This is a genomic window from Corallococcus interemptor (assembly GCF_003668875.1).
Classification (GTDB): Bacteria; Myxococcota; Myxococcia; order Myxococcales; family Myxococcaceae; genus Corallococcus; species Corallococcus interemptor.
This window is the reverse complement of sequence record NZ_RAWM01000003.1, coordinates 53,082-75,765: the sequence shown is the minus strand read 5'-3', so window position 1 is coordinate 75,765 and position 22,684 is coordinate 53,082. Positions and strand designations below refer to the sequence as shown.

The window sequence follows — 22,684 nt, the reverse complement described above, 5'->3', positions numbered from 1 at the left end:
CGCCTACGGCTTCTTCGCGGGCGGCGCGGGCTTCTTGCCGCCCTTCTTCCTGGACGCGGCCTCCACGTCATCCGGGCAGGGCGGGCGGGGCCCGTCGCTCGGCGGCTGGATGGTGAACTCGACGCGGCGGTTGAGGGCCATGCCTTCCTCCGTCGCGTTGTCGGCCACGGGCATGCTGCGCCCGAAGCCCTGCGAGCACACGCGCTCCGCGGCGACGCCGCTCTCGATGAGGAAGCGCTTCACGCTGGCCGCGCGGCGCTTGGACAGCTCCAGGTTGTACTGGTCGCTGGCGCGCGAGTCGGTGTGGCCCTCGATGAGGATGCGGTCCATCCGCGGGTTCTCTTCCATCACCCGCGCGACCTCCTCCAGCACGGGGTAGGACTCGGAGAGGATGACGTCCTGGTCGGTGGCGAAGTTCACCTGCTCCAGGATGACGATCTTGTTCCCCGACGTGCGCGCGAGCGGGCAGCCGTCGCGGCCGCGCTTGCCCTGCGGGACGTCCGGGCACTTGTCGATGCGGTCCACCACGCCGTCGGAGTCCGCGTCGGTGTCCGGACAGCCGGCGTTCTCCACCGGGCCCTCGACGTTGGGGCAGCGGTCGCGCTCGCCAATGACGCCGTCGTTGTCCGGGTCCACGGGCGGCGGGGGCGGCGGGGGCGGCTCCTTGAAGCGCTCGATGGCCTCCCACTCGCGCGTCTTGGCGGGCACCCAGAGGATGGACGTGAAGAAGCTCAGGTTCGGCGACGCCAGCGAGCAGCCGCAGCCCAGGCCGCCGCCGAACGTGAACGTCACGCCCAGCGAGCTGTACCAGCGCAGGCCGATGAGCAGCTCCGCGGGAATCTGCCGCTCCTGGCCCGGAGCCTTCTTGAGACCGACCGCGCCGTTCACCATGCCGAGCGCGGTGATGCCGCTGCCTCGCAAGAGGGGCACCTCCGTGCCCAGGCCGAACGGCGCCATGTCCCCCAGCTGCACGCCGCTGAAGATGACGTCCGGCCGCTTCCAGAAGCCGCCGTTGAAGGCGAGGAGGATGCCGGACTCGAAGCGGTAATCGAGCACCAGGCCCGGGGCCCAGGTGAGCTCACCGTCGCCCGCGAAGGCCTCCTGCACGCCGGTGGGGAAGCTGACGTTGAGCGTGAGTGATGCGCCCCAGCCGTGCCCTTCCGCGGAGCGGCGCAGGCCGGGGATGGCCACCTTGCCCATGAGGCGCAGGTCGCCCAGCGCGAAGCTCTCCACGGGCCCTTCGGTGCCGATGACCTCCAGGTTCTGTCCGCCCTGCAGCAGCACGAGCGGCATGTCCACGCCGACTTCGAACCAGTCGAAGAGGCCGACGGTGGCCATGACGTCCAGCTGGAGCCGGTTGCCCACGAGGCTGATGGAGCCCAGGTCGCCGTCCTTGGGGACGAGCGAGAGCGGGTTGATGGAGTAGCTGAAGTAGGGCCCGGCGGAGACGGACAGGTGGGACAGGGGCCGGGACTGGGTGACCATCACCAGGTCCTGCGGCGCGCCGGAGGGGCGGAAGACCTGGATGTTGAAGCGCGGATCCGGCGCGGCGTGGGCGGCGGTGGACAGCGCGAGGGCCAGCAGCAGCGGGAGGAGCGGCGGCGTGCGGGAGGGCTTCATCGGACGCGGCGGGCGGAGCGCAGAAGGAGGAAGCCCAGCGCGAGGGTGACCAGCATGGCGGTGCTGCCGGTGGGGGTGTCCTCGGCGGTGGTGCCGCAGCAGAAGGCCCCGCCCTGGGGCTCGGTGCCGGGCTTGCGGCGGCCGCGTTCGCACTGCTGGGTTTCGGCGGAGCAGAACTCCACGCCCAGGCAGTCGCCGCTGTCGGCGCACGTTTCGAGGCAGGTGTTGGTGTTGAGGTCGCAGGTGCCGCCGCAGGGGCAGTGGGCGTCGGCGAAGCACTCGACGCACGCGGAGCCGTCGCACACGAGCCCTTCCGCGCACGTCACGGCGCAGGCGCCGGTGTTGGAGCAGGTGCGGGTGGTGGGGTCGCAGGTGCCGCTGCCGCAGTCGGAGTCGTTGACGCAGCCCACGCAGACGCTGTTCTGCACGGTGCCGTCGGAGAGGCAGAAGGGCGTGTCGCCGCCGCAGGAGTCACAGCGGGGGCCGCAGCGCTTGTCGGTGGTGCAGGAGCCGCACTCACCGCTGACGCAGGTCTGGCCGTCGCCGCATTCCAGGTCGTTGCGGCACTGGACGCAGACCTCGCCGTCGAGACAGTAGGGGCGCTCGCCGGGGCACTTGGAGCAGCCGGGGCCGCAGCGGTCGGAGGTGTTGCACTCCGGCACGGAGTCGACGCAGGCGCCGTTCAGGGTGTCGCAGCGCTGGCCATTGGAGCACTGGCTGTCGGTGGTGCACTCGACGCAGGAGGGCGGGGCGCCGGGAGTGGGCGCGGCGCACTGGGTGCCATTGGGGCAGCAGTTGCAGGAGTTGCCGGCGCAGGAGTCGTTGGTGTTGCAGGGCGTGCAGACGTGGTTGGAGCACGACTCGCCGCGGTCGCATTGTGTGTCTTCGTTGCACTCGACACAGGTGTTCGCGGTGAGGTCACACACCTGGCTGCCAGGACACTCCGAGTCGGCGGTGCACTGGACGCAGTTGTAGTTCGGCTCGTCGCAGACCATGCCGGAGCCGCAGTCGGTATCGCGGACGCAGCCGGTGCACACGTTGGTGGTCGTGTCACATTTGCCGGTCTGGCAGTCACTGTTCTGGGTGCACTGGACGCAAGTGAACTGGCCGCTGACCTGCGCGCAGATGGGCGCGGTAGGGCCGCACGGAGAGCACGTGTCGCCACAGAGGAGGTTCGTGTCACACGGCGCGCAGAGCGCAGCGGAGTTGCAGTAGTAGGACGAACCGCAACTGCCATTGCCAGCCTGGTTCGCGAACGCCCGGTTGCACTGGACACACTGATCCAGATTGTCCGGGAACGAAGGCCGGCCAGTTTCGGTTTGGTAGAGCTGCGCGGGCTGTACCAGTGAGAAGCCGGAAGTGTTGAGCGGGACGACTGGAACCTGATTCGCCGGGCGGTCGTAGTCCGCGAACGCGCCGTCAAGCACCGCGAACTCCAGTGCCGCGTGCTCCACGATCTGCACGTAAAGCAACTCGATGGGATAGAGCCCGGATTGAGTGAAGGTGACGGAGTTGGTGGTACGTCGTGTTGCTGCACCGAGTTCCGGTGGCCGGATGACGATGTCGTAGCGCCTGCTGGCCTTGTCGAACAGCACGAGGCTGATGGCGTCGTCGGCGTAGAAGCCGAAGTGCAGGACACGCCCGACCATGGCCGGGGTGACGTTCAGGTATCCGCGAAATCGGGAGACGAACCGCGTGGTCGAATCGTTGTAGTGGAAGGGGCAGCCACCCTGGGGGCAGCCCGAGACCACACTGACGAAGTCGCCGTAGCTCAGGATTCGACCGTCGTTCAGGTTGTTCGACAGGTCGAACGCTGAGCGCAGCACGGACGTCATGCGCGTCCCGCTGTTCTCCTCCATGTAGATGTTCAGGTTCTCGGTGTAGTTCGTCTGGCTTTGCGGATACTCCGCCGCAGGCCGCGTCCACAGGTTGGACGCCATGCAAAGCCCTGTCCCGGTATCCGGGGGAGAAGGCGCAGCTGGCGGCCCGTTCACCACCACATCCGGCAGCTTCTGCGCCACAGCGGGCGCGCTCGCGAGGCACACGGCGAGCAGGGACAGGGCGGCAATCGCGCGGGCGGGGAGGAGAGCTGTGCGCAAAACGGGCGCAGCCTTACAGATTAGGTTGATGTTCTCAACCTTCCGTCCCTCGGAGCAACAGTCAATCAGGACAGCACGCAAAACCTGTAACCGTCACGCGCGCCGGCAGGCGACATCCCCGTCCTGCGAACGGATGAACGCCGCGGCCAGTTCGTTGCCCAGCGCCGCGCACAGCACCTCGTACGTCCGCCGCCGTGCTCCACCGAAGAAGCCCGGCTGCCGGGTCAGCGTCTCCGGGTGACGCACGAAGACGTTGTACCCGAGGATGCACCCATCCGCGCGCAGCACGGTGATGCCGTCGGTGGCCATCATGCCGCGCAGGAGCTGCGCGGCCGCCCGCACCGCCGACCCCGCGCTGCCATCCTGGGTCGCGTGATGCCGGTCCAGCAGCGACACCACGTCCATGGGCCGGGGCAACAGGATGCCATCCACGAACAGCGCGGAACCCGCGCGCTCCCGGGGCAGCACCGCCACCAGCGTGCCGTGCGAGGACTGCATCACCTCGAACATCACCCGCCGGAAGAAGCCCCGCGCGTACTCACGGCTGGAGGGCAGGACCTGCTCGGTCACCGCGCTCGCCAGCGTGTCCAGCACCACGGAGGGCGGCTCCAGGTCGATGCGCGCGCCGGACAGGTACACGTGCCGGCACAGCCCGCCGCCTCCGCGCAGCTCGATGATGTTGTCCGCCAGCTGCAACACGCCCACCACGCGCGAGCCCCGGTCCGGCGCGTGCCGCAGGCGCTCCAGCGGCGTGTCCGCCAGGGGAAACGGATCCGTGCGGAAGATGCCGTAGGTGAGGCCCGCGGAATCGCGCAGCAGGTACAGCGCCCACCAGCGCCCCTGTCCCAGCGGCGCGCACTGCTTGAGCGCCCGCTGGATGGTGGCGCGGTTGCGCGGCCCCGAGCCCAGGGGAATCGGGTCGTGTCCGCCCAACAGCTCCATCATCGCGCCCAGGTCGTCCCCCAGGAACGCGGTGGGGAACAGCAGCGCGCCCTCCTCGCGGTAGCGCGACAGCGTCACCAGCAGCTCGCTGAGCGCATCCGCCGTCTGCGGACACGTCATGTCCGCCTCGTCGAGGAACGCACTGACGGACTCGGTCAGCAGGTGACGGAACGACAGGATGAGAGGGGAACCCGCCTCCGGGCCCGGACCAGTCATGGCGGACCAGCATGACGCATCGGTGGCGATGAGGCACGAAGTCTCGCCTCCCTCCCGGAGGCGAGGCCCTGTCGGGAACCGGCCGCCTACTCCGCCGCCCGCCGTGCCGTCTCCAGGGTGGAGGCGGTGCGCAGCCACCCTTCCGCCTGGGCGTCCAGGTGGGACAACAGGTCCGCGAAGAAGCGCGTCTCCATCGCCTGCGCCAGCGTGGCCCCGTGCGCGTCCGCCCACTTGCGCGTCACCGTCGCGCGCACCTGGGCGCCCAGGAGGTCCACGAAGCGCTCCAGGAGCGGCGTGGACAGGAGCGTCCCCGCCCACACCACCGCGTCATGGCCCAGGCCTCCGGTGGCCACCGTCACCACCGCAGCCGCGCCGGACGGCACCGAGTACACCAGCGTGGTGAGCGCCTGGAGCAGCTCCTCGCGCATGCCGCCCTGAAGCTCGCTGCCCACCAGCTGGCGGCAGAAGTCATACAGCGTGGCCCGGTCCGCCGCGTGCGCATGCAGCGAGCCCAGGTCCAGCGGCGCATCCAGCCGGCCAATCATCGCGGGCCCGAAGGCCTGCGCCAGCTTCTCCCGGGTCTCCGCGTCTCCTCGCCACGCGGCCACCTCCGGAGCGAAGGCATCCACCAGCCTGCGCAGCCCGTCCTTCAGTGACTCATCCACCGCCTGCGTGGGCAGCGCCTCCTGGGGCCGGGGCCCGGTGAAGGAGTCACGCACCTTGCGGCTCACGAACGTGAGCGCCGTGGCGAGCCCCCGGAACGGCAGCCGCACGAACCGGTGGAACGTGCTGCGCGCATCCAGCTCATCGCGGAACGCGTCCACCAGCACGTCCGCGGGCACGGCCTTCAGCGCCGCCTGCGCGCCAATGCCTTGAAGGTCGTGCCGCAGCCGCTGCCGCAGCCGCTCCGGCTCGCGGGCCGCGCGGGTCGCCGCACGTGACACCGCGTCCAGCTCCGAGCGCGCATCCGACAGCGACGCCTCCAGCGCCCGCGCCTTCAACTCGCGCGCATGCTCCGCCTGGCCCAGCAGCGCGGCGAGCGGAGGCCGTCCATCCAGCGCCTCCGTGGCCAGCGGCTTCAGCCCCGCCTCCACGTCCGGCTGGTGCGGCGCCAGGTAGCGGGCAATCGGCGGATGGCCCACGTCCTGCGCCAGCTTGTCCAGGTGGCCGCGCGCCACGTCCTCGCGCGTGGCCTCGTTGTAGACGAGCAGGTACGGCTTGCCGTGGCCCACCGCCGCGCGCAGGAAGTCCACCAGCGCCGCGTTCTGGTACGTCTGCCGGCTCACCACGAACACGAGCACGTCCACCGTGACGAGCAGCGCCTCGGCCCGCTCGCGGTTGTCGCGGTACACGCTGTCGAAGTCCGGCGTGTCCATCACCAGCAGCCCGCGCGGCACGGCCTCCGACAGCACCAGGTACAGCCGGCCGGCGGGCCCGGGCTCGTCCACCGGCGCCACCGTGCCGTCGGCCACCGGGACGATGTCGTAGCGCTGGGTGAGCACGTCCTTCAGCGCGCCCGTCCATGTCTCCGCGTGCGCCGCGGCCAGGCACTGCTTGGTGAGTCCGCCCTCGGGGCGCGCGGGGGACAGGGATGCCTTCGCCAGCGCGTTGAAGAGCGTGGACTTCCCGACGTTGTTGGGTCCGGCGATGGCCACGAGGAGCAGCGGCGCGTCGCCGGAGCCCAGGCGGGGCAGCAGGTCGCGGCGCAGGCGTTCGGCCAGGCGTCGGGCGACGTCGGCGTCAGCGCTGTCGGGGAAGCGCTCGGAGGCGGGCAGGGCGTCCAGGGCGGACGCGAGGGCGGTGCGCAGGGCGCGAGGGTCCTTCATGGGCATAGGGGCCGGGCGCAGGACAGCACGCAGGCCGCGTGGTGCCCAGCGCGGTGTGCGCGCACTGTCCACCGGGGACACCCCAGAAGAGGCGCGCTAGGGTGCGCCGCATGCGCTCCTTCCTCGCCTGCCTGCTCCTGTCGGGGTCCATCGCCTGCACGGCCACGAACGCCAACGCGCCCGCGACCGCGTCCGCCGAAGCCCATGCCGAAGGCCCGCTGCCCTTCATCCCGGACGACTACGCCCGCGCGCTCGCGGAGGCGAAGGCGAAGGGCGTGCCCCTGTTCGTCGACACCTGGGCGCCGTGGTGCCACACCTGCCGCTCCATGCGCGCGTACGTCTTCACGGACAAGGCGCTGGCGAAGCACGCGGGCCGCTTCGTGTGGCTGGAGCTCAACACCGACCTGACCCAGAACGCGGTGTTCCAGGAGAAGTACCCGGTGGAGTTCTGGCCCACCTTCTTCATCATCGACCCGCGCGAGGAGAAGGCCCTGCTGCGCTTCGCTGGCAGCGCGACGGTGCCGCAGCTGGAGCGCCTCTTCGAGGACGGTGAGCGCGCCTACCAGGGCGGTGCCACCGGCGCGGACGCGCTGCTCGCCCGGGGCGACGCGCTCTACGGTGAGCGCAAGCCCGCGGAGGCCGCCGAGTCCCTGTCGCTCGCGCTCGCGGAGGCGCCCGCGGACTGGTCCCGCCGGGGCCGCGCGCTGGAGTCGCTGCTGATGGCGCAGTACGGAGCGAAGCAGTACGTGCCCTGCGCACAGAAGGCGGTGGCGGAGCTGCCCAAGGTGCCGCGCTCGCTGAACCAGGCCAACAGCGTGCTCAACGGACTCAGCTGCGCGCTGGCCATCCCGGAGGGCACGCCCGAGGCCGCGGACCTGCGGCACACGCTGGAGGCGAAGGCGCGCGAGGTGCTGGCGCCGCCGGCCATCGACATGGAGGCGGATGACCGCTCCGGCCTGTACGAGGTGCTGGTGGAGGCGCGCAAGCAGGACAAGGACACGGCGGGCGCGAAGCAGGTGGCCCAGGAGTGGCTGACGTTCCTGGAGGGCGAGGCCGCGAAGGCGCCGAACCCGGAGGCGCGCAGCGTGTTCGACTCGCACCGCATGCTCGCGGCGATGACGCTGGAGCAGCCGCAGCGGGCCATCCCCGCGCTGGAGCAGAGCGAGAAGGACCTGCCGCAGGACTACAACCCGCCCGCGCGGCTCGCGACGCTGTACCGGCTGTCCGGCCGGCTCGATGACGCGCTCGCCGCGAATGACCGGGCACTGGCGCGGGTGCAGGGCGCGCGGCGGCTGTCCGTGCTCTCCGGCCGCGCGGACATCCAGGTCGCGCGCAAGGACACCGCGGGCGCGGTGAAGACGCTGGAGGAGGCGCTGACCTTCGCGAAGACGCTGCCCGCCGCGCAGGTGTCTCCGCGTCAGGTGGAGTCGCTGGAGAAGAAGCTCGCTGGCCTCAAGTCGCCGGCTGCTGTCCCGGGCGCCGCGCCGTAGCACCCGTACTTGCGAAGGTTCACGGAGCCAGCGGCACCGCGCGACGGGCGTCCAGGTCGAACAGCTGGAAGTCCTCCGCGCGGCCCTCGCGCATGGCGCCGTCGGTGAACACCATCACCGCCTCGCCCGGACCTGTCGTTGGCGGCGGGCCGTGCGCGTAGTCCACGCGCGTCCCGTCCGTCACCAGGTGGCGCAGCACTCCGTCGCGCACGGGACCGGGTGACACCAGCTCACGCACCCGCTTGTCCCGCGTGTGGCCCACCACCTGGCTCAACCCCAGCGGCAACCGCCGGGGATCGAACCTGCGCCGGGGCGTTCCCCGCACGCGCTCCGCGTCCTCGGAGGCCAGGCTGGGCCGCTGGTAGAAGATGCCCACGCCCTCGCCATCCTTCGCATTGCCCGGATGGTGCAGCCCCGGCAGCACGAGCGGTCCGCTCTTCCACGCCGCCACCGCCCGGTCCATCACGCCGTTGAGCGCCTCCGCCACCGCGCGCGCATCCGCCCACCTTCCAGGCTCCAGCCCCACGACCCCCAGGTCCTCGCGCGTGACGCCCGCGTGCAGCACCAGCAGCGAATCCCCGGCCGCGTGCGCCACGCGGAAGCGCCGTACTCGCAGCAGGTGCTCCACCCACGCGCGCTGCTCCCCGGTCCAGGTGCTGAAGTCCCGCGCCGCCAGCTCCGCGCTCGGCAACCCGGGCCAGCGCTGGAGGAAGGCCCGCTCCTTCTCCGCGTCCGTGTCGTCCCCCGCGTAGACCCGGTCCGCCTCCACCTGGGCGGCGCGGAACGTCACATCCGTGAAGTCCGCCAGCTCCCCCACGCGCCCCAGGTCGTGGTTGCCCAGCAGCATCACCGCCTGGTCCGCCGGATGCGACGCGAGCCACGCCACCAGCCGGAGCGCGCTCGACGCCACGCGCTCCCGGTCCGCCGCGGGTCCCCAGTCGAAGTGGTCGCCCACGGACACCAGGCACACGTCCGGCCGCAGCCCTCCCTCTTCGTCCAGCAGCCCGTGCAGCGAGAGGATGGACAGCACCCGGTCGAAGTCCGCCTGCGGGTCCCCCATCGCCACGTGCAGCGTGCGGCGCTGGCCATCCGCCGGTACCGCGTGGGGCCCCTTCGCCACCGCCGCGTCCGCGCGAGCCAGCGCCTTCCTCAAGAGCGCATCATCCATTCCTCCATCCTAGTCACGCCCCGGGCACTGCCCACCGGCGCGTCAGGACTGGAAGAAGCGCGAGATGAGCGCGGAGCGGCTCTCCACCTGGGCCTTGTTCAGCAGGTGCGTGACGTGCACCTCCACCGTGCGCTCGGCGCAGCCCAGGTGCAGGGCGATGGCCTTGTTCGTCTCTCCCTGCACCACGTGCTCCAGCACCTGCGCCTCGCGCGCGGTGAGCCCCCAGCGCTGTGTCAGCACCGGCAGCCGCGACGTCGGCTCCATCGGCGGGCCGGGGTCCAGCACCAGGTAGTGGTCCGGCAGCCCCTGCGTGCGCAGCGGCCCGGAGGAGAACAGCGGCCCCGTGCCCGGGGGGCTGCGCAGACACGCGCGCACCTGCGCCGCCAGCGCCCCGGAGTCCTGCTCCCACCGCGCCTGCCCCGCCTTGTTCGCGTGCATCACCCGGCCGCTGAACGTCACGACCCACGCGGGCCGCCCCAGCACCTCCAGCGCCGCGCCCAGCGCCGGACCCAGGAGGCCCGCCTCGCGCAGCCGCCGGTCCATGGCCATCCGCCGCTGGATGGCGGGCGTCAGCGCCTGGAGCAGCCGCTGCTCCCGCTCCGTGAAGGGCTCGGCCCGGAAGGCGCCCACCCAGCCCAGCATCATGTCGCCTTCGCACACCAGCACCCGCAGCTGCGCCAGGTGCTCCAATCCCAGCTGCCGGTAGAGATTGGACGCGTACCCGGCCAGCTGCGTCCGCGCGTGCTCCCACTCCGCCTCGGTCAACCCCAGCCGCTCCCACAGCGGCCCTTCGCCCTCGCCCGTGATGGGCAGGGCCCGGAGCGGCTCGGAGATGCCCAGGGGCGAGAAGCGCATGGCCCGGTTGCGCTGGGCCAGCGGCGGACGCGCGGGGTCGAAGTAGCCGAAGCGGCTCCCCGCCGGTGGCAGCGCCGCGTCGAACAGCTCCGTCAGGACGGAGGGCGGCTGGGGGAAGCCCACGCCGTGCACGAACGCCGTGTGATAGCGGTCCGGGCCCACGTCCACGCCGTAGGCCGCCGTCCGCTCCGCGCGCAAAGCGCCTCGGAGCGCGGCGAGGACCGTCGGCAGGGCCTCGGAGCCGGGCTCCAACCCCTCCAGCAGGCCCTCCAGCTCCTGCAAGAGGCGTTGGTCCTCGGAAATCAAATCAATCACGATTTGCTTACTATAGCCGTTGGGGGCAATTGGAAGACTTGGGAGGTCGGGAGTGGAATCAGTGCTTCCTCCGCCTGTCCAGGTGGGAAGTGATTCCGGCTCCCCCGAGTCGTTTAAGACTCGCGTGATTTCCTCAATAGAAATGACTTTCGGCTGACGGCACCATGGCGTTCCGTGCCCTTCCGGGGGGGTGGGCCGACCCAGGAGTCGAAGCATCCGTGTGCGCGCGCGCCGGGCGTTCCCCCAGGAATGTCCGGCGCGCTGCCCCTTTTCCGGCGCCTTCCCCTCACTTGTCCACCACCCCACGTGATGGGTACCACCGGGCCCCGGACATGCCGGAGCGCGGCGATGATGAGCGCTCCCGTCGTGAAAGCGTCCGGAGGCCCTGACATGCCGCGTGATTACGCCTACTACGCCCGGGCGTTGGAGGGACGGAGGCTGCCCCTGGCCTTCGCGGACCTGGACCTCCTGGGCGAAAACGCGGCCGCGCTGCTGCGGCGCGCAGGAGGGAGGCCGGTGCGGGTGGCCACGAAGTCGGTGCGCTGCGTGGCGCTCCTGCGGCGGGTGCTCGAAGGGCATCCCGGCTTCCAGGGCCTCATGTGCTTCAGCGCCGACGAGGCCGTGCGCCTGCGGGAGCGCGGCTTTAGCGACCTGCTCATGGGGTACCCGGTCGTGGATGCCGAGGCCCTGGCGGAGCTGTGCCGGCCGCCAGCGCCCGTGACGCTGATGGTCGATTCGGCGGAGCACGTGGCGCTCGCCGCGCGCGCGGCGCGTCTGCACGGGACGCGAGCGCCGCTGTGCCTGGACGTGGACCTGTCGGTGGACCTGCCGGGCCTGCGCTTCGGGGTGCACCGCTCGCCGGTGCGCTCGCCGGAGGCCGCGCTGGCGGTGGCCAGGAGCATCACGGCGGAGGGCGACGCCGTGTTCCTCGCGGGCGTCATGGGCTACGAGGCGCAGCTCGCGGGCGTGCCGGACGCGGCGCCGCACGCGGGGCCGAAGAACGTGGTCATCCGCGCGCTCAAGCGGGGCTCGGTGGGCCGCGTGCACGCGCGCAGGCAGGCGGTGGTGGCGGCGCTGAAGGAGGCGGGCTTCACGCCGCGCTTCGTGAACGGCGGAGGCACGGGCAGCCTGGAGTCCACGCGCGAGGACTCGAGCGTCACCGAGCTCACCGCGGGCAGCGGCCTGTACTCCCCGGCGCTCTTCGACGGCTATCGCGGCTTCCACCATCAGCCCGCGGTGGCCTTCGCCATCCCCGTCACGCGGCGCCCCGGCCCGGGCCTCTTCACGCTGCAGGGCGGGGGCTACGTGGCCTCCGGCTCGGCGGGGGTGGACAAGCTGCCGGTGCCCTACCTGCCCGAGGGCGCGAGGCTGCTCCCGCTGGAGGGCGCGGGCGAGGTGCAGACGCCCATCGCGTACGCGGGCCCGGTGCCGCTGCCCCTGGGCGCGCCGGTGTTCTTCCGCCACGCGAAGGCGGGCGAGGTGTGCGAGCACTTCCGCACGCTGCTGCTCATCTCCGAAGGACGCGTCGTGGAAGAGGTCCCGACCTACCGGGGTGAATGGGGGTGACGGCATGACGACCGAGACGGCGAAGACGAGGACGTGGCGCAACTGGTCCGGCGCGGTGGTGGCCCATCCGTCCGGCTTCCTCCAGCCGGAGTCCGTGGACGCGCTGAAGGCCGCGCTCCGCGACGCCAGCGCCCAGTCGCGCACCGTGCGCGTGGTGGGCAGCGGCCACTCGTTCCCGCCCCTGTGCGCGACGGATGAGACGATGGTCTCGCTCGAAGCGCTGCGGGGCCTGGAGTCCGTGGACGCGTCCGCGCGCGAGGCCGTGGTGTGGGCGGGCACTTCCTTGCGCGAGCTGGGCTCACTGCTCGCGTCGCACGGGCTCGCGATGGAGAACCTGGGCGACATCAACAAGCAGTCGCTGGGCGGCGCGCTGGGCACGGGCACGCACGGCACGGGCGTGGGGCTGGGCATCCTCTCCACGCAGGCGGCGGCGATGACGCTCGTCACGGCGAGCGGCGACGAGGTGCTGTGTTCGGAGGACACGTCTCCGGAGCTGCTCCAGGCCGCGCGCGTGTCGCTGGGCTCGCTGGGCGTGGTGACGCGGGTGCGGCTGCGCCTGTTGCCCGCGTACCGGCTGCGGCTGACGCGCCGCAACCTGGGGCTGGAGGAATGCCTCGCGGGGCTGGATGAGGCGCGCGCTCGCCACCGGCACTACGAGTTCTTCTGGTTCCCGCACTCCGACCGGGTGATGACCAAGGCGATGGACCTCACGGACGAGACGCCGCACGGCGTGGGCGTGGGGCGCTGGTTCAGCGAGATGGTGATGGAGAACGCCGTCTTCGGCGCGGTGAGCCGCGCGTGCCGGATGCGGCCCGCCCTGTGCGCGCCGGTGAGCCGGCTGTCCGCGAAGCTGGCGTCGGAGGGCGTGCTGGCGGGGCAGAGCCACACGCTGTTCGCCACGCCGCGCCTCGTGCGCTTCCAGGAGATGGAGTACGCCGTGCCGGTGGAGCGCGGGCCGGACTGCCTGCGCGAGCTGTCCGAATACATCACGCGCGAGCAGCTGCCCGTGCACTTCCCGGTGGAGTACCGCTTCGTGCGCGGCGACGACGTGTTCCTCAGCCCGGCGCACGGCGGGGACCGCGCGTTCATCGCGGTTCACCAGTACCGGGGCATGCCGCTGGAGCCCTACTTCTCCGGCGCGGAGGCCATCTTCCGCAACCACGGCGGCCGGCCGCACTGGGGCAAGCTGCACACGCAGACGGCGGCGACACTGAAACACCTGTATCCGCGCTGGGACGACTTCCAGCGCGTCCGCGAGCAGCTGGACCCGGAGGGGCGCTTCCTCAATCCCTATCTGAGACGTCTCTTCCTGGAGGAGGGCGCCCGCCGGACCCGGGGTGAAATCGGAAGCGCCCGGCTCGCCTGAGGCGCGAAGTCCGCGACGCACCCCGGGCCCGTGTTTTCGCGCCGTATCGCGTCAGACGATCCACCAACCTCCCGATAATGCACAATTCATCTCCCGGCATGCCGTTGGCTAGGGCATGCCCCGGCGCCAGGCCCGGTGGCGCCCTTTCGAGGGGGATGGATGCGGACGAAGTCTTCGTGGAAGCGCGTGGTGACGGCGTCGATGCTGGTGCTCGCCGTGGGGTGCCGCACGCCCGCCGCGGGCCTGAGGGGCGCGGAGGTCTCGGAGTCGGGTGCTTCGAGCCAGGGCGACTCCAGCCAGTCGGAGTCGGGCAACTCCAGCCAGGGTGACTCCAGCCAGGGCAACTCCAGCCAGGGCGACTCCAGCCAGTCGGACTCCAACGGCTCCAGCGACGAGGGCTCCAGCGAGTCGGGCTCGGGCGAGTCCAGCGACTCCGACTCGGGCAACTCCAGCCACGGCGACTCGAGCCGGTCGGACTCGAACTCCTCGGGCTCCAGCGACTCCAGCGACCACAGCTCGGGAGAAGGGGGCTCCAGCCACTCCGGCTCCAGCGAGCACAGCAACTCGGGCAGCAGCGAGTCGAACCAGGTGGACCAGGGCGACGACTCGCGCACGCGCAGCGAGAGCAGCAACGGCCGCGAGAATCAGCTCCTGTCCACGGCCACGGTGGCGCTGACGGTGATGGGCCTGGGCATCGTCATCTGGCAGTCGTACGCGAGGGCGGAGCGGCGCAAGGGCAAGCACCGGCCCTCGCCCAGGGAGGTGGGGCACGCGGCCCAGGTGTACCTGCGCGCCCGCACGCACCAGCTGCGCGAGGACCTGGCGCTGGGCGCGGGCCCGACGGTGGAGGACCTGGCGCAGGCGGCGCGCATCCGCCGTGAGAACCTGGACGTCTTCGGCAAGCTGCTGCGCACGCACCGCCAGGAGCTGCTGAAGCTGGCGGACGCGAAGACGCTCACGCCCGAGCGCGCCCGCGCCTGGCTGGAGCGCGTGGGCGAGCTGGCGCGCACCGAACCCCGGCTCGAAGAGGACCGGCAGGCGTTCCTCCTGGAACAGGAAGGGGCGGCCCAGACAGCCGAGGCCCTTCAGTGAGGCCCCGCCCGGCCTGGGTGGCAGGGCTCGCGGTGCTGCTGCTGCCCGCCCTGGCGCGGGCAGAGGACGCCCCGGGCCAGCTCGCGGTGCCCGCGTTCCTGAAGGAAGCGTCGGAGACCGCCCTGGCCACGCGGGTCGCGGCGTTGGAGGCCACCACGGGCATCGTCCTGCGCGGCGACGCGGCACGGGATGCGTGGCTCGTCACGGACGTGGAGGCGGGGCTCGAGGCCCTGCCTCCCGCGATGCGCCGTCCGCCCGGAGGCAGGTTGGAATTCGTGCTGCACCCGGAGCCCGCGCCGCTGGGGCTGGGTGACGGCACGAAGGCCCGGCCCGACTGGTCCGAGCAGCGCGAGCAGTTCCACCTCTACCGCTACGCGCCCTCCGAGGAGCGCCGGGCCACGCTGCGCCTGTCGCGGCTGACCGACACGGAGTCAGCGCACCTGTGGCGCCGCCGCGCCGTGGTGCACGCGGTGATGCAGCGCTGGGACGACGCGCGCGGCTGGAGCAAGCGTCCCCAGTGGCGCAGGCTGGACGGGTGGCTGCTCCCCTTCGAGCGGCCCCTCACGTGGAAGGAATCCGCGAGCATCACCTACGCGGGCGCCTTCAGCCGCGCCCGGGGGCAGGTCAGCGCGTCGTTGGACTTCGTCACGTTCGCGGAGGAGCTGTTCGTCCCCGTGGAGTCCCTGCGCCCGGACGCGCTGCCCGTGGATGATCAGGTGCGCTGCCAGGAGTTCTCCAAGGCGCGCGCCCTGTCGGAGTTCATCACGGAGGCGCGCCTGGGCACGCTGCCCGCGAAGGGCGGCTGCCCGGCCTTCGACGCGTGGGCGGAGGCGGACGCGCTCTCGCACCTGGAGGTCCTGCTCGTCGCGGCCTCGGGCCGGCAGCCCCAGTCGCTCTTCGGCCACCTCCTGCTGCGCCCGGTCTGGCGCGAAGGCGCCAGGGTGCAGGGGCCCGGCTTCGAGCGCGTCGTGCAGTTGGTGGCGCTCACCGGCATGGAGGAGAAGGGCCTGGGCTACCTGATGAAGGGGATGACGGGCGGCTACAACACCGTCTTCCTCACGGGCACCCTGGGCGACATCACCCACGAATCGCTGGAGCTGGAGCAGCGCACCATCCGCCGCTTCCGGTTGAACCTCACGCCCGGCGAATCCCAGCGCATGCTGGAGCGCATCTGGGAACTCGAGCGTCGCGGCTACCTGGGCTACTACTTCTTCACCGACAACTGCGCCGCCGCGCTCCTGTTCCTCCTCAACGGCTCGCTGGAGAACGGCCGTCACGTGAGCGCCCCCGGCATGCTGTGGGTCCTGCCCACCGCCACGCTGGACACGCTGGCCAAGACGAACGTCGTGGACGCGAAGGGGGGCACGGTGCCGCTCCTGGAGCACGTCCCGGACGCCTTCGAATCCACCGGGGACCGCGCGCGGCGCGCCAGGGTGGAACAGGAACGGCTGCTCACGAAGCTGGCCACGCTGCTGCCGTCCAGGGCGCTGGAGCCCCTGCACCACGTGCACCGCCAGCTCCAGTCCCCCGAACCCGGCGTCCGCCGCCAGGCCTACGCACAGCTGCCGCACGCGGTGACGACGGCGCTCGATGCCCGTGCGGACACCCGGGAGGTCCTGCACGCCTACGTCGCGCACGCGGTGCGGGTGGAGCGCGCGGCGGTGGATCAAGCCGAAGCGGAGAAGCTGGCCATCGAACGCGAGCGCCTGGTCGCCGTCGAGCTGAAGGGCGCGGGCGGCGCCGCCCAGGGCGTCAAGGACCGGCAGCGCCTCTTCGAGCGCGAGGACGCCATGCAGCGCAAGCTCGTGGTGCTCGACCGCACGGCCCTGCTCCAGCAGGCCCTGGACACCGCCACCAAGCGCCTGCCCACGCCGGACGAGCTCAAGGCCCTGGTCCGCGCGGAGCACACCGAAGCCGCCTTCGCCGCGGCCACCGAGGCGCAGGGCACGCTCAACGACGGACCGTTCGCGGACGTGGATCCGCGCGCCTTCCTGGCGAAGGACCACGAACAGAAGAAGGAGGCGGAGACCACCTGGGCCCGGGGCGCGCTGCGTGAGTCCGGCGCGGCCCGCATGGTGGTGAGCGGCGGCGTGGACTTCCCGGAGGTGGGCGCCGCCCGGCCGGTGGTGAGCCTGCGCACCTCCGCGATGAATGAATCCCTGGGCGACGCGCGCCTGCACGGCTTCCAGTCCAGCAGCGAGCTGCGCGTGCTGGACGGAGAGCTGTCGGTGGAGCCGCGCTGGGGCGTGCCGCGCATCATCGGCTCGCGCCTGACGCTGGTGGGCTACCGCACGCTGCTCCCGGAGCTGCCGCAGCAGCAGCGGTCGTTGTCCGATTCGCTGGGCTGGGGCGCGGAGGCGAGGATGTCCACGGACATCGACCGGCCGCTGCCCTACCGCGCGACGGTGGAGGCGGAGGCGCTGGGCGTGGTGGCGGCCTCGGAGCGCTTCGACACCTTCCTCGCGGTGGGGCTGGGGGCCCAGGCCACCATGGCCTGGACCCGGGGAGAGACGGTCCCGCACGTCGGGCCCCGGCTGTCATTGGCCCATCGCACGGGCCTGCCCGGTCCGGGCAACAGCGCGCTGCGCCTGGAGGCCACGTACGTGCCTTCCTGGCGCATGGGCATCACGCCCGGCTTCACGCACGAGGCGGACGCGACGCTCCAGGTGGAGTGGTACCTGGGGCGCGTCGCCCGCTGGAGCGTGCTGCTCACTCCCCGCGCACAGGTCCACTGGGAGGGGACACTTGCGTCGTGGGCAGGTCCCGGGAGAAGTCTCGCGAGCCTTCCGGAAGGACTGGCGCGACATCGCCTTGCGTTAGGAGTGGAGCTCCGCTGACGTACTGCGTGCGGAAGACGGGGAACTCCCCGGTGAACACCGGACGGCTGGAGGCGCCGCAGAGGGCGCCGATGAACATGCCGATGACGTGCAGCAGCGTCCAGTTCCCCCAACCCAGGCCCAGGAAGATGCGCTCGCCGCCCACGCTGAAGACGTTGAAGGCCACGTAGAACGCGGCGGGCACCACCACCGAGGCGACGAGCGCGGCGCCCAGTGCCCGGCGGGGGCGGCCCGCGTGGAAGCCTCCGAACGTGCCGGCCAGCAGGCCGTTGAACAACGGAATGAAGAACGTGACGGTGCTGATGAGCACCATCGTCAGCACGCTCACGTCGAACCGGTTGTGCTTCAGCGTGAAGCGGCTCTCCTCCACGCGCACGCCGGGCGGAATGGCCACGTAATCGACTTGAGCGTTCCTCAGGTGGAGGTAGTCGCTCGAATTCGTGATGCGATCCGACGCCTCCTTGTAGGTCTCATCCATGGCGCATTGGCCTCCGTGCGGGCGGGGGAAGGACGTGCCCGGACACCTTGGGAGATGGTGCTGGAAGCGGGCGGGTGGAAGGGCTGACGGCTCCACCGGTCCCTGAGAAGGAGGGCGCATGCTCCGCCTGCCCGCCGGGAATTTCCGCGACCCGGCGTAGGGGCGGATTCCATACCCGGGGGCCGTCACACATCGGAGACTTGGCGTCCGGTGGCTGGCGGCTATGCTGCCGCGCCTTCAGACGTACCGCTTCCCAGCCTGGATGGATTCCATGAGCCTTCGCCGCAACCTGCTGACCGTCGCCGTCCTCTCCTCCGCGCTGCTGTCCGCCTGCGCGCTGCGCCCGCGCTACAACGACATCGTGAAGGCGAACGGCGCCACCTCGCTCCAGGAGGGCCAGCTGGTGGTGCTGCGCGTGCTGGACACCGCGACGGGCAAGCCGGTGAAGGGCGCCAAGGTGCTCGGCGGCGAGTACCGCAACCACCTCAACGCGACCACCGATGAGAACGGCGAGTTCTCCATCAAGCTCGACCCGGGCATGGTGAAGGAGAACCCGCTGGTGGAGGTCGTGTTGCCCAAGGGCGTGAGCCACTACAGGCTCCAGGTGGTGCCCTCCGGTCAGGCCCCCGCGCCGGAAGGCGACGCCATCCCGGCTCCGGCTCCCACCGGGTCCTCCACCTCGGAGTCGTCCGCCACGCCCGCGACGCCCAGCGCTCCGTCGGAGACCGCGGCCCCGGCGAACCCCGACTCCACGACGAAGTAGGCCTGGCCGTCAGGTGAACCAGCGCACCAGGCGCCTGCCCTGCAGGCGTCTGAATGCGACCAGCCGCCGCTGGAAGTCCTCGCCAATGGTGACGAAGCGCACGCCGCAGCGTCCCCGCGTGCGCTCTCCCGCGGAGCGGCGGGCCCACATCACCCGGGCCTGGAACGGCACCTCCTCATCCCCCAGCAGCAGCGCGCCTTCCACGAGGTCGCCCGCCTTCATCGGCTGGAGCATCTCCGCGCAGAAGCCGCTCTCCGACACATCCCGTGTGTAGAGCGGCAGCATGCCGCGCAGCCGGACGGCCAGGCGGTGCTCGAAGCGGGGCACGGCTCGGGGGAGGTGCATGCCCTGAAGTCTGGCGGATTCCGTCTGGAGAGTAAAATTGCGCCAATAGAAAGCAGGCGGGCAGGCGGACCCTGGATGCAAAGCCTGGGAAACGTTGAGAAATTTCCCTGACAGGAGGGCACGGCCCATGTCGAAGGCATTCACCAAGGAAGACGGGGGCGGCGACGAGGGGCTCACCCCCGCGCGTCCCCGGTCGACGTCGGCGGAGCAGCGCTACATCACCCCGGAGGGCTACCGCGCGCTCCAGGAAGAGCTGCTGGAGCTGCAGGGGCCCGTGCCCCGGGACTGGCCGGAGCTGGAGGCCGGCGTGCGCAAGCGTGAACGGGAGCGCCGCGCGCGCGAGCTCACCGCCATCCTGGAGGACGTGCGCGTGGTGGCGCCGGATCCATCGCAGGCCGGCCGCGTCTTCTTTGGCGCGTGGGTGGTGCTGGAGGACGAGGACGGCGCGCGCATGCGCTACCGCGTCGTCGGTCCGGATGAAGCGGACGTGAAGGCGGGGAGGTTGAGCGTGGAGTCCCCGCTGGCCCGGGCGCTGTTGGGCAAGGAGGCCGGCGAGGCCGTGCAGGTGGAGCGTCCGCGCGGCACGGTGGAGTACGAAATCCTCGCGGTGGAGTACGCGGAGTCCGAAGCCGCGGCGGCCGCGCCTTAGGGCCGCTTCGTTGCGATGACGGTGACGAGCCGGCCGAAGGGCTCCGGCATGTCGCCCTCGCGCACCTCCACGTCGAACCCCGCCGCCTCCAGCAGCGCGCGGGCGCGGGGCACGAGGAACGTCAGGTAGTACATGACGAACGGCGGCTTCCAGAGCGCGTTGCGCACGCGCATGGCGGCGTTGAAGCCCTTGGCCACCCAGTAGCCGGGGTTGAGCGCGGACGGCGGCTGCCCGGTGACGAAGACGAAGCGGCCGCCGGGCTTCAGCGCCCGCGTGATGCCCTCGACGAGGCGCGGCTCGTCCTCCTCCAGGATGTGCCCGAAGGCGCCGAAGCTGGTGACGAGGTCGAACGCCGCGTCGAAGGGCAGCGCCAGCGCGTCCCCCCGCACGAAGTCGAGCGTCGCGTTCCCCGGCGCATCCGCGAGCCGGCGCCGCGCTTCATCCAGCATGCCCTGGCTCAGGTCGAACCCGACGACGCGCTCGCGGCACAGCGGGCGCAGCACGCGCATGGCGGCGCCGGTGCCGCAGCACACGTCCAGCGCGCTGCCCACGCTGCCCACGTGCGCGAGCGCGGCGTGGAGCACCGGATCCGGCGTGCGGAACGGCGTGTGCTCGAACTTGGGCGCGAGCAGGTCGTAGCCCTCCTCCACGGAGGTGAGGGCCTGCCGTGCAAGCTCGCGGAAGGTGGGGCCGTCGCGGTGGAACATGACCGGAGATGTACCCACATCCCCCGGAGCCCGCCACCCCGCGGCCCCTGATGTCGAGAAGGACTCGACGGGATTTGAATGTTCCGGCGGGGGCCCCGTCAGTCAGGACAAGCAACTCGGACGGAGGATGGAAGACATGGCTTTCAAGCTCGGACTCGCGACCCTGGCCTTCGGTGCAATGCTGCTCGGTTCCTCCACGTCGTTCGCGGCGGACTGGCGCGGCCCGACCCGGGCGGATGCGCAGTGGGGCGGCCAGCAGCGGTACTCGGGCGGTTGGGCCTCCGCGCCGCAGGGCCAGGCGTTCCGCTACGACGATGACGACGCGAAGACGCGCCGCTTCATGGGCTGCCGCGGCCCGAACTGCAACTACGGCCCCATGCCGCGCGCGGTGGACTCGCGCGGCCGCTACGAGCTGCAGACGGTGGAGCGCTGGGTGCCGGCGCGCTACGAGCAGGTCTGGGTCCCCGAGCAGTGCGTGTCCCGTGGCCGCCACGGCCGCCACGTGCGGTGCACGCCGGGCTACTACGACCAGCAATATGTGCCGGGCGGTTACCAGGCGGTGACGGAGTGGGTCTGGGTGCCGTACCAGGGGCGCCGCTGGCAGACGGTCGTCTACTACCCGTAAGCCAGCACGCGGAAGAACTCTCAGGGGAAGAACGACGCAGAGGGACGCAGGGGAACGACGCGGGGCGGTGCCTGGAGTGGGGACTCCAGGTGTCGCCCCGCGGTGTTTCGTGCAGGTGCCTTTCGCGGGCGGGCCTGTTAGGCAGGGCCCGCATATGGGGACCGCATTCATCACCGGCGCGGGAGTGCGCGTGGGCAGCGCGGTGGCGCGAGCGCTGGGCCGCGCCGGCTACGACCTGGCGCTTCACGCGAACCGCTCCATGGAGCCGCTGGAGTCACTGGCGGCCGAGCTGCGAGCGCTGGGCCGCGACGTCACGCTCCACGGCGCCGACCTCTCCGATGCGCAGGCCGTGGACGCGCTGGGCGCGGAGGTCCGCGAGGCGCATCCCGCGCTGGACGTGGTGGTCCACAACGCGGGGCTCTACGAGCGGGTGGACTTCGAGGCGGTGACGCGCGAGCAGTACCGCCGCATGCTCGCGGTGAACGTGGACGCGCCGTTCTTCCTCACGCAGGCGCTGTTGCCGTCGCTGCGCGCGGGCAAGGACCCGCTGGTGGTGCACCTCACCGACATCGGTGGGGAGCGGGCGGTGAGCCACTACGCGCACTACTCGGTGAGCAAGGCGGGGCTGGTGATGCTGACGCGCGCGCTGGCGGTGGAGCTGGCGCCGCACGTGCGCGTCAACGCCATCTCGCCGGGCGTGGTGGCCTTCCCGGAGGACTTCGACGAAGCGGCGCGCCAGGACGTGCTCCAGCGCGTGCCCATGGGGCGCGAGGGCAGCGTGGAGGACGTGGCGCGCACGGTGGTGTTCCTCGCGCGCGAAGCGCCTTATCTCACCGGGCAGGTCATCGCCGTGGATGGTGGAAGGAGCGCGCAGCTGTGAGCCATGAATCCGTGTGGAACCACCCGGTGGTCACCGACGCGCAGGGCCGTCCGCTGGACGTGATGGAGCTGCGCGGGCTCACGGTGGACGTCATCGTGGGCCTCTACAACCGCGAGCGCGTGACGCCGCAGCCGCTGCGCCTGGACGTGGCGCTCTTCCTGGATGCGAGGCAGGCGGCGGTGGGCGGGAGGCTGGCGAACACGGTGCATTACGGACGGCTGGCCGGAGAGCTGCGCTTCCTCCTGGATGCGTGCCGCTTCGAGCTGTTGGAGTCCGCGGCGGAGGCGGTGTGCCGCTACCTGCTGGCGCCGCCCACGGACGCCGCGCCGCACGCGCTCCTGCACGCGGCCACGGTGCGGGTCACCAAGCCGGAGGCGCTGACGGGCTGGGCCATCCCGTCGCTCCAGGTGCACCGCACCGCGGAGGAGATGGTGTACCGCACGGAGGCGAAGGCCTTTGGCCACGTGGACGTCATCCACGAGGGCGCGACCTACGGCGTGTACCGGCTGCGCGTGGAGGCGGGGAAGGCCATCCCGCCGCGAGCGGACGGCCACACGGAGGGCATGGAGCTGGTGCTGGGCGCGGGGGTGTTGCTGGCCGGGCAGCCGGTGGGGCGGGGGATGGCCTTCAGCGGTTCGGACGTCTTCGGGCACGGCTACGACAACCCGACGGCCACCGAGCAGACGGTGCTGGGCGTGTACCGGCCGCGCCTGGTGCTGTCCGAGGGAGGCGTCCCCGGGGAGATGGCGGCCGTGGGGCCGGGCCGGCAGTACTATCTGCCCGAGTAGAGGCCGGGCGTCCAAGCGACGAGGGCGGGAGGGTGTGCTAGCTGTAGGGGCGCCTCG

18 protein-coding genes are annotated in these 22,684 nt (G+C 71.6%); 10 read left to right on the top strand and 8 right to left on the bottom strand.

Annotated features, from left to right (window positions below):
* Positions 1–3 precede the first annotated feature (3 nt).
* From traB to D7X96_RS01915, 4 genes are all read right to left on the bottom strand, one after another.
* The gene (gene traB / locus D7X96_RS01930; RefSeq protein WP_121768822.1) at positions 4–1,620 is read right to left on the bottom strand and encodes an outer membrane exchange protein TraB; all 1,617 of its coding nucleotides are present in this window, start codon (positions 1,618–1,620) and stop codon (positions 4–6) included.
* Positions 1,617–3,674 carry an outer membrane exchange protein TraA gene (gene traA / locus D7X96_RS01925; protein ID WP_121768847.1) on the bottom strand — a complete coding sequence of 686 codons (2,058 nt, stop codon included), beginning with the start codon at positions 3,672–3,674 and terminating at the stop codon, positions 1,617–1,619. The genes traB and traA overlap by 4 nt, the downstream gene beginning before the upstream one ends.
* A gap of 138 nt (positions 3,675–3,812) precedes the next feature.
* Positions 3,813–4,877 (bottom strand): hypothetical protein, encoded by a 1,065-nt coding sequence (locus tag D7X96_RS01920; protein WP_120547563.1) that lies wholly within the window; start codon positions 4,875–4,877, stop codon positions 3,813–3,815.
* An 86-nt stretch (positions 4,878–4,963) separates the two neighbouring features.
* Positions 4,964–6,703 carry a GTPase gene (locus D7X96_RS01915; protein WP_121723369.1) on the bottom strand — a complete coding sequence of 580 codons (1,740 nt, stop codon included), beginning with the start codon at positions 6,701–6,703 and terminating at the stop codon, positions 4,964–4,966.
* A 110-nt stretch (positions 6,704–6,813) separates the two neighbouring features.
* Here D7X96_RS01915 and D7X96_RS01910 point away from each other — a divergent pair, with 110 nt between their 5' ends.
* Positions 6,814–8,193 carry a thioredoxin family protein gene (locus D7X96_RS01910; RefSeq protein ID WP_121723370.1) on the top strand — a complete coding sequence of 460 codons (1,380 nt, stop codon included), beginning with the start codon at positions 6,814–6,816 and terminating at the stop codon, positions 8,191–8,193.
* A 19-nt stretch (positions 8,194–8,212) separates the two neighbouring features.
* On the opposite strand, the gene D7X96_RS01905 is transcribed toward D7X96_RS01910, so the two are convergent.
* Positions 8,213–9,361, bottom strand: coding sequence for a metallophosphoesterase (locus tag D7X96_RS01905; RefSeq protein ID WP_121768821.1), 1,149 nt, complete (start codon positions 9,359–9,361; stop codon positions 8,213–8,215).
* A gap of 42 nt (positions 9,362–9,403) precedes the next feature.
* Positions 9,404–10,531, bottom strand: a complete 1,128-nt coding sequence (locus D7X96_RS01900; protein ID WP_167510786.1) for a helix-turn-helix transcriptional regulator — start codon at positions 10,529–10,531, stop codon at positions 9,404–9,406.
* Positions 10,532–10,921: 390 nt separating this feature from the next.
* Between D7X96_RS01900 and D7X96_RS01895 the strand changes: the two genes are divergently transcribed.
* The 5 genes from D7X96_RS01895 (at position 10,922) to D7X96_RS01875 (ending at position 18,633) form a co-directional block, all read left to right on the top strand.
* Positions 10,922–12,097 carry an alanine racemase gene (locus tag D7X96_RS01895; RefSeq protein ID WP_121723373.1) on the top strand — a complete coding sequence of 392 codons (1,176 nt, stop codon included), beginning with the start codon at positions 10,922–10,924 and terminating at the stop codon, positions 12,095–12,097.
* Between the two features lie 4 nt (positions 12,098–12,101).
* Complete coding sequence (locus D7X96_RS01890) at positions 12,102–13,463, top strand: D-arabinono-1,4-lactone oxidase (RefSeq protein WP_120547568.1); 1,362 nt, start codon at positions 12,102–12,104, stop codon at positions 13,461–13,463.
* Between the two features lie 159 nt (positions 13,464–13,622).
* Positions 13,623–14,555, top strand: a complete 933-nt coding sequence (locus tag D7X96_RS40710) for a hypothetical protein (protein WP_233609853.1) — start codon at positions 13,623–13,625, stop codon at positions 14,553–14,555.
* Positions 14,552–17,392, top strand: coding sequence for an Lnb N-terminal periplasmic domain-containing protein (locus D7X96_RS01880; RefSeq protein ID WP_121768820.1), 2,841 nt, complete (start codon positions 14,552–14,554; stop codon positions 17,390–17,392). The genes D7X96_RS40710 and D7X96_RS01880 overlap by 4 nt, the downstream gene beginning before the upstream one ends.
* 749 nt (positions 17,393–18,141) lie before the next feature.
* Entirely contained in the window at positions 18,142–18,633 is a 492-nt protein-coding gene (locus D7X96_RS01875; protein ID WP_244219412.1) for a hypothetical protein, read from the top strand.
* A 9-nt stretch (positions 18,634–18,642) separates the two neighbouring features.
* Here D7X96_RS01875 and D7X96_RS01870 read toward each other — a convergent pair whose 3' ends face one another.
* On the bottom strand, positions 18,643–18,978 hold the full coding sequence (locus tag D7X96_RS01870; protein ID WP_158616186.1) for a PilZ domain-containing protein: 336 nt from the start codon (positions 18,976–18,978) through the stop codon (positions 18,643–18,645).
* Positions 18,979–19,105: 127 nt separating this feature from the next.
* Between D7X96_RS01870 and D7X96_RS01865 the strand changes: the two genes are divergently transcribed.
* Positions 19,106–19,627, top strand: a complete 522-nt coding sequence (locus D7X96_RS01865; RefSeq protein WP_120547571.1) for a GreA/GreB family elongation factor — start codon at positions 19,106–19,108, stop codon at positions 19,625–19,627.
* Here the strand turns inward: D7X96_RS01865 and D7X96_RS01860 are convergent.
* Positions 19,624–20,334 (bottom strand): class I SAM-dependent methyltransferase, encoded by a 711-nt coding sequence (locus D7X96_RS01860; protein ID WP_121723376.1) that lies wholly within the window; start codon positions 20,332–20,334, stop codon positions 19,624–19,626. The genes D7X96_RS01865 and D7X96_RS01860 overlap by 4 nt on opposite strands.
* Positions 20,335–20,470: 136 nt before the next feature.
* Here D7X96_RS01860 and D7X96_RS01855 point away from each other — a divergent pair, with 136 nt between their 5' ends.
* The 3 genes from D7X96_RS01855 to D7X96_RS01845 all read left to right on the top strand — a co-directional run bounded on the left by D7X96_RS01855 (position 20,471) and on the right by D7X96_RS01845 (position 22,627).
* Complete coding sequence (locus D7X96_RS01855) at positions 20,471–20,959, top strand: hypothetical protein (RefSeq protein WP_167510785.1); 489 nt, start codon at positions 20,471–20,473, stop codon at positions 20,957–20,959.
* Between the two features lie 154 nt (positions 20,960–21,113).
* Entirely contained in the window at positions 21,114–21,839 is a 726-nt protein-coding gene (locus tag D7X96_RS01850) for an SDR family oxidoreductase (RefSeq protein ID WP_120547573.1), read from the top strand.
* Positions 21,836–22,627 (top strand): dihydroneopterin aldolase, encoded by a 792-nt coding sequence (locus tag D7X96_RS01845; RefSeq protein WP_120547574.1) that lies wholly within the window; start codon positions 21,836–21,838, stop codon positions 22,625–22,627. Before D7X96_RS01850 ends, D7X96_RS01845 begins: the two co-directional genes overlap by 4 nt.
* The last annotated feature ends 57 nt before the right edge of the window (positions 22,628–22,684 follow it).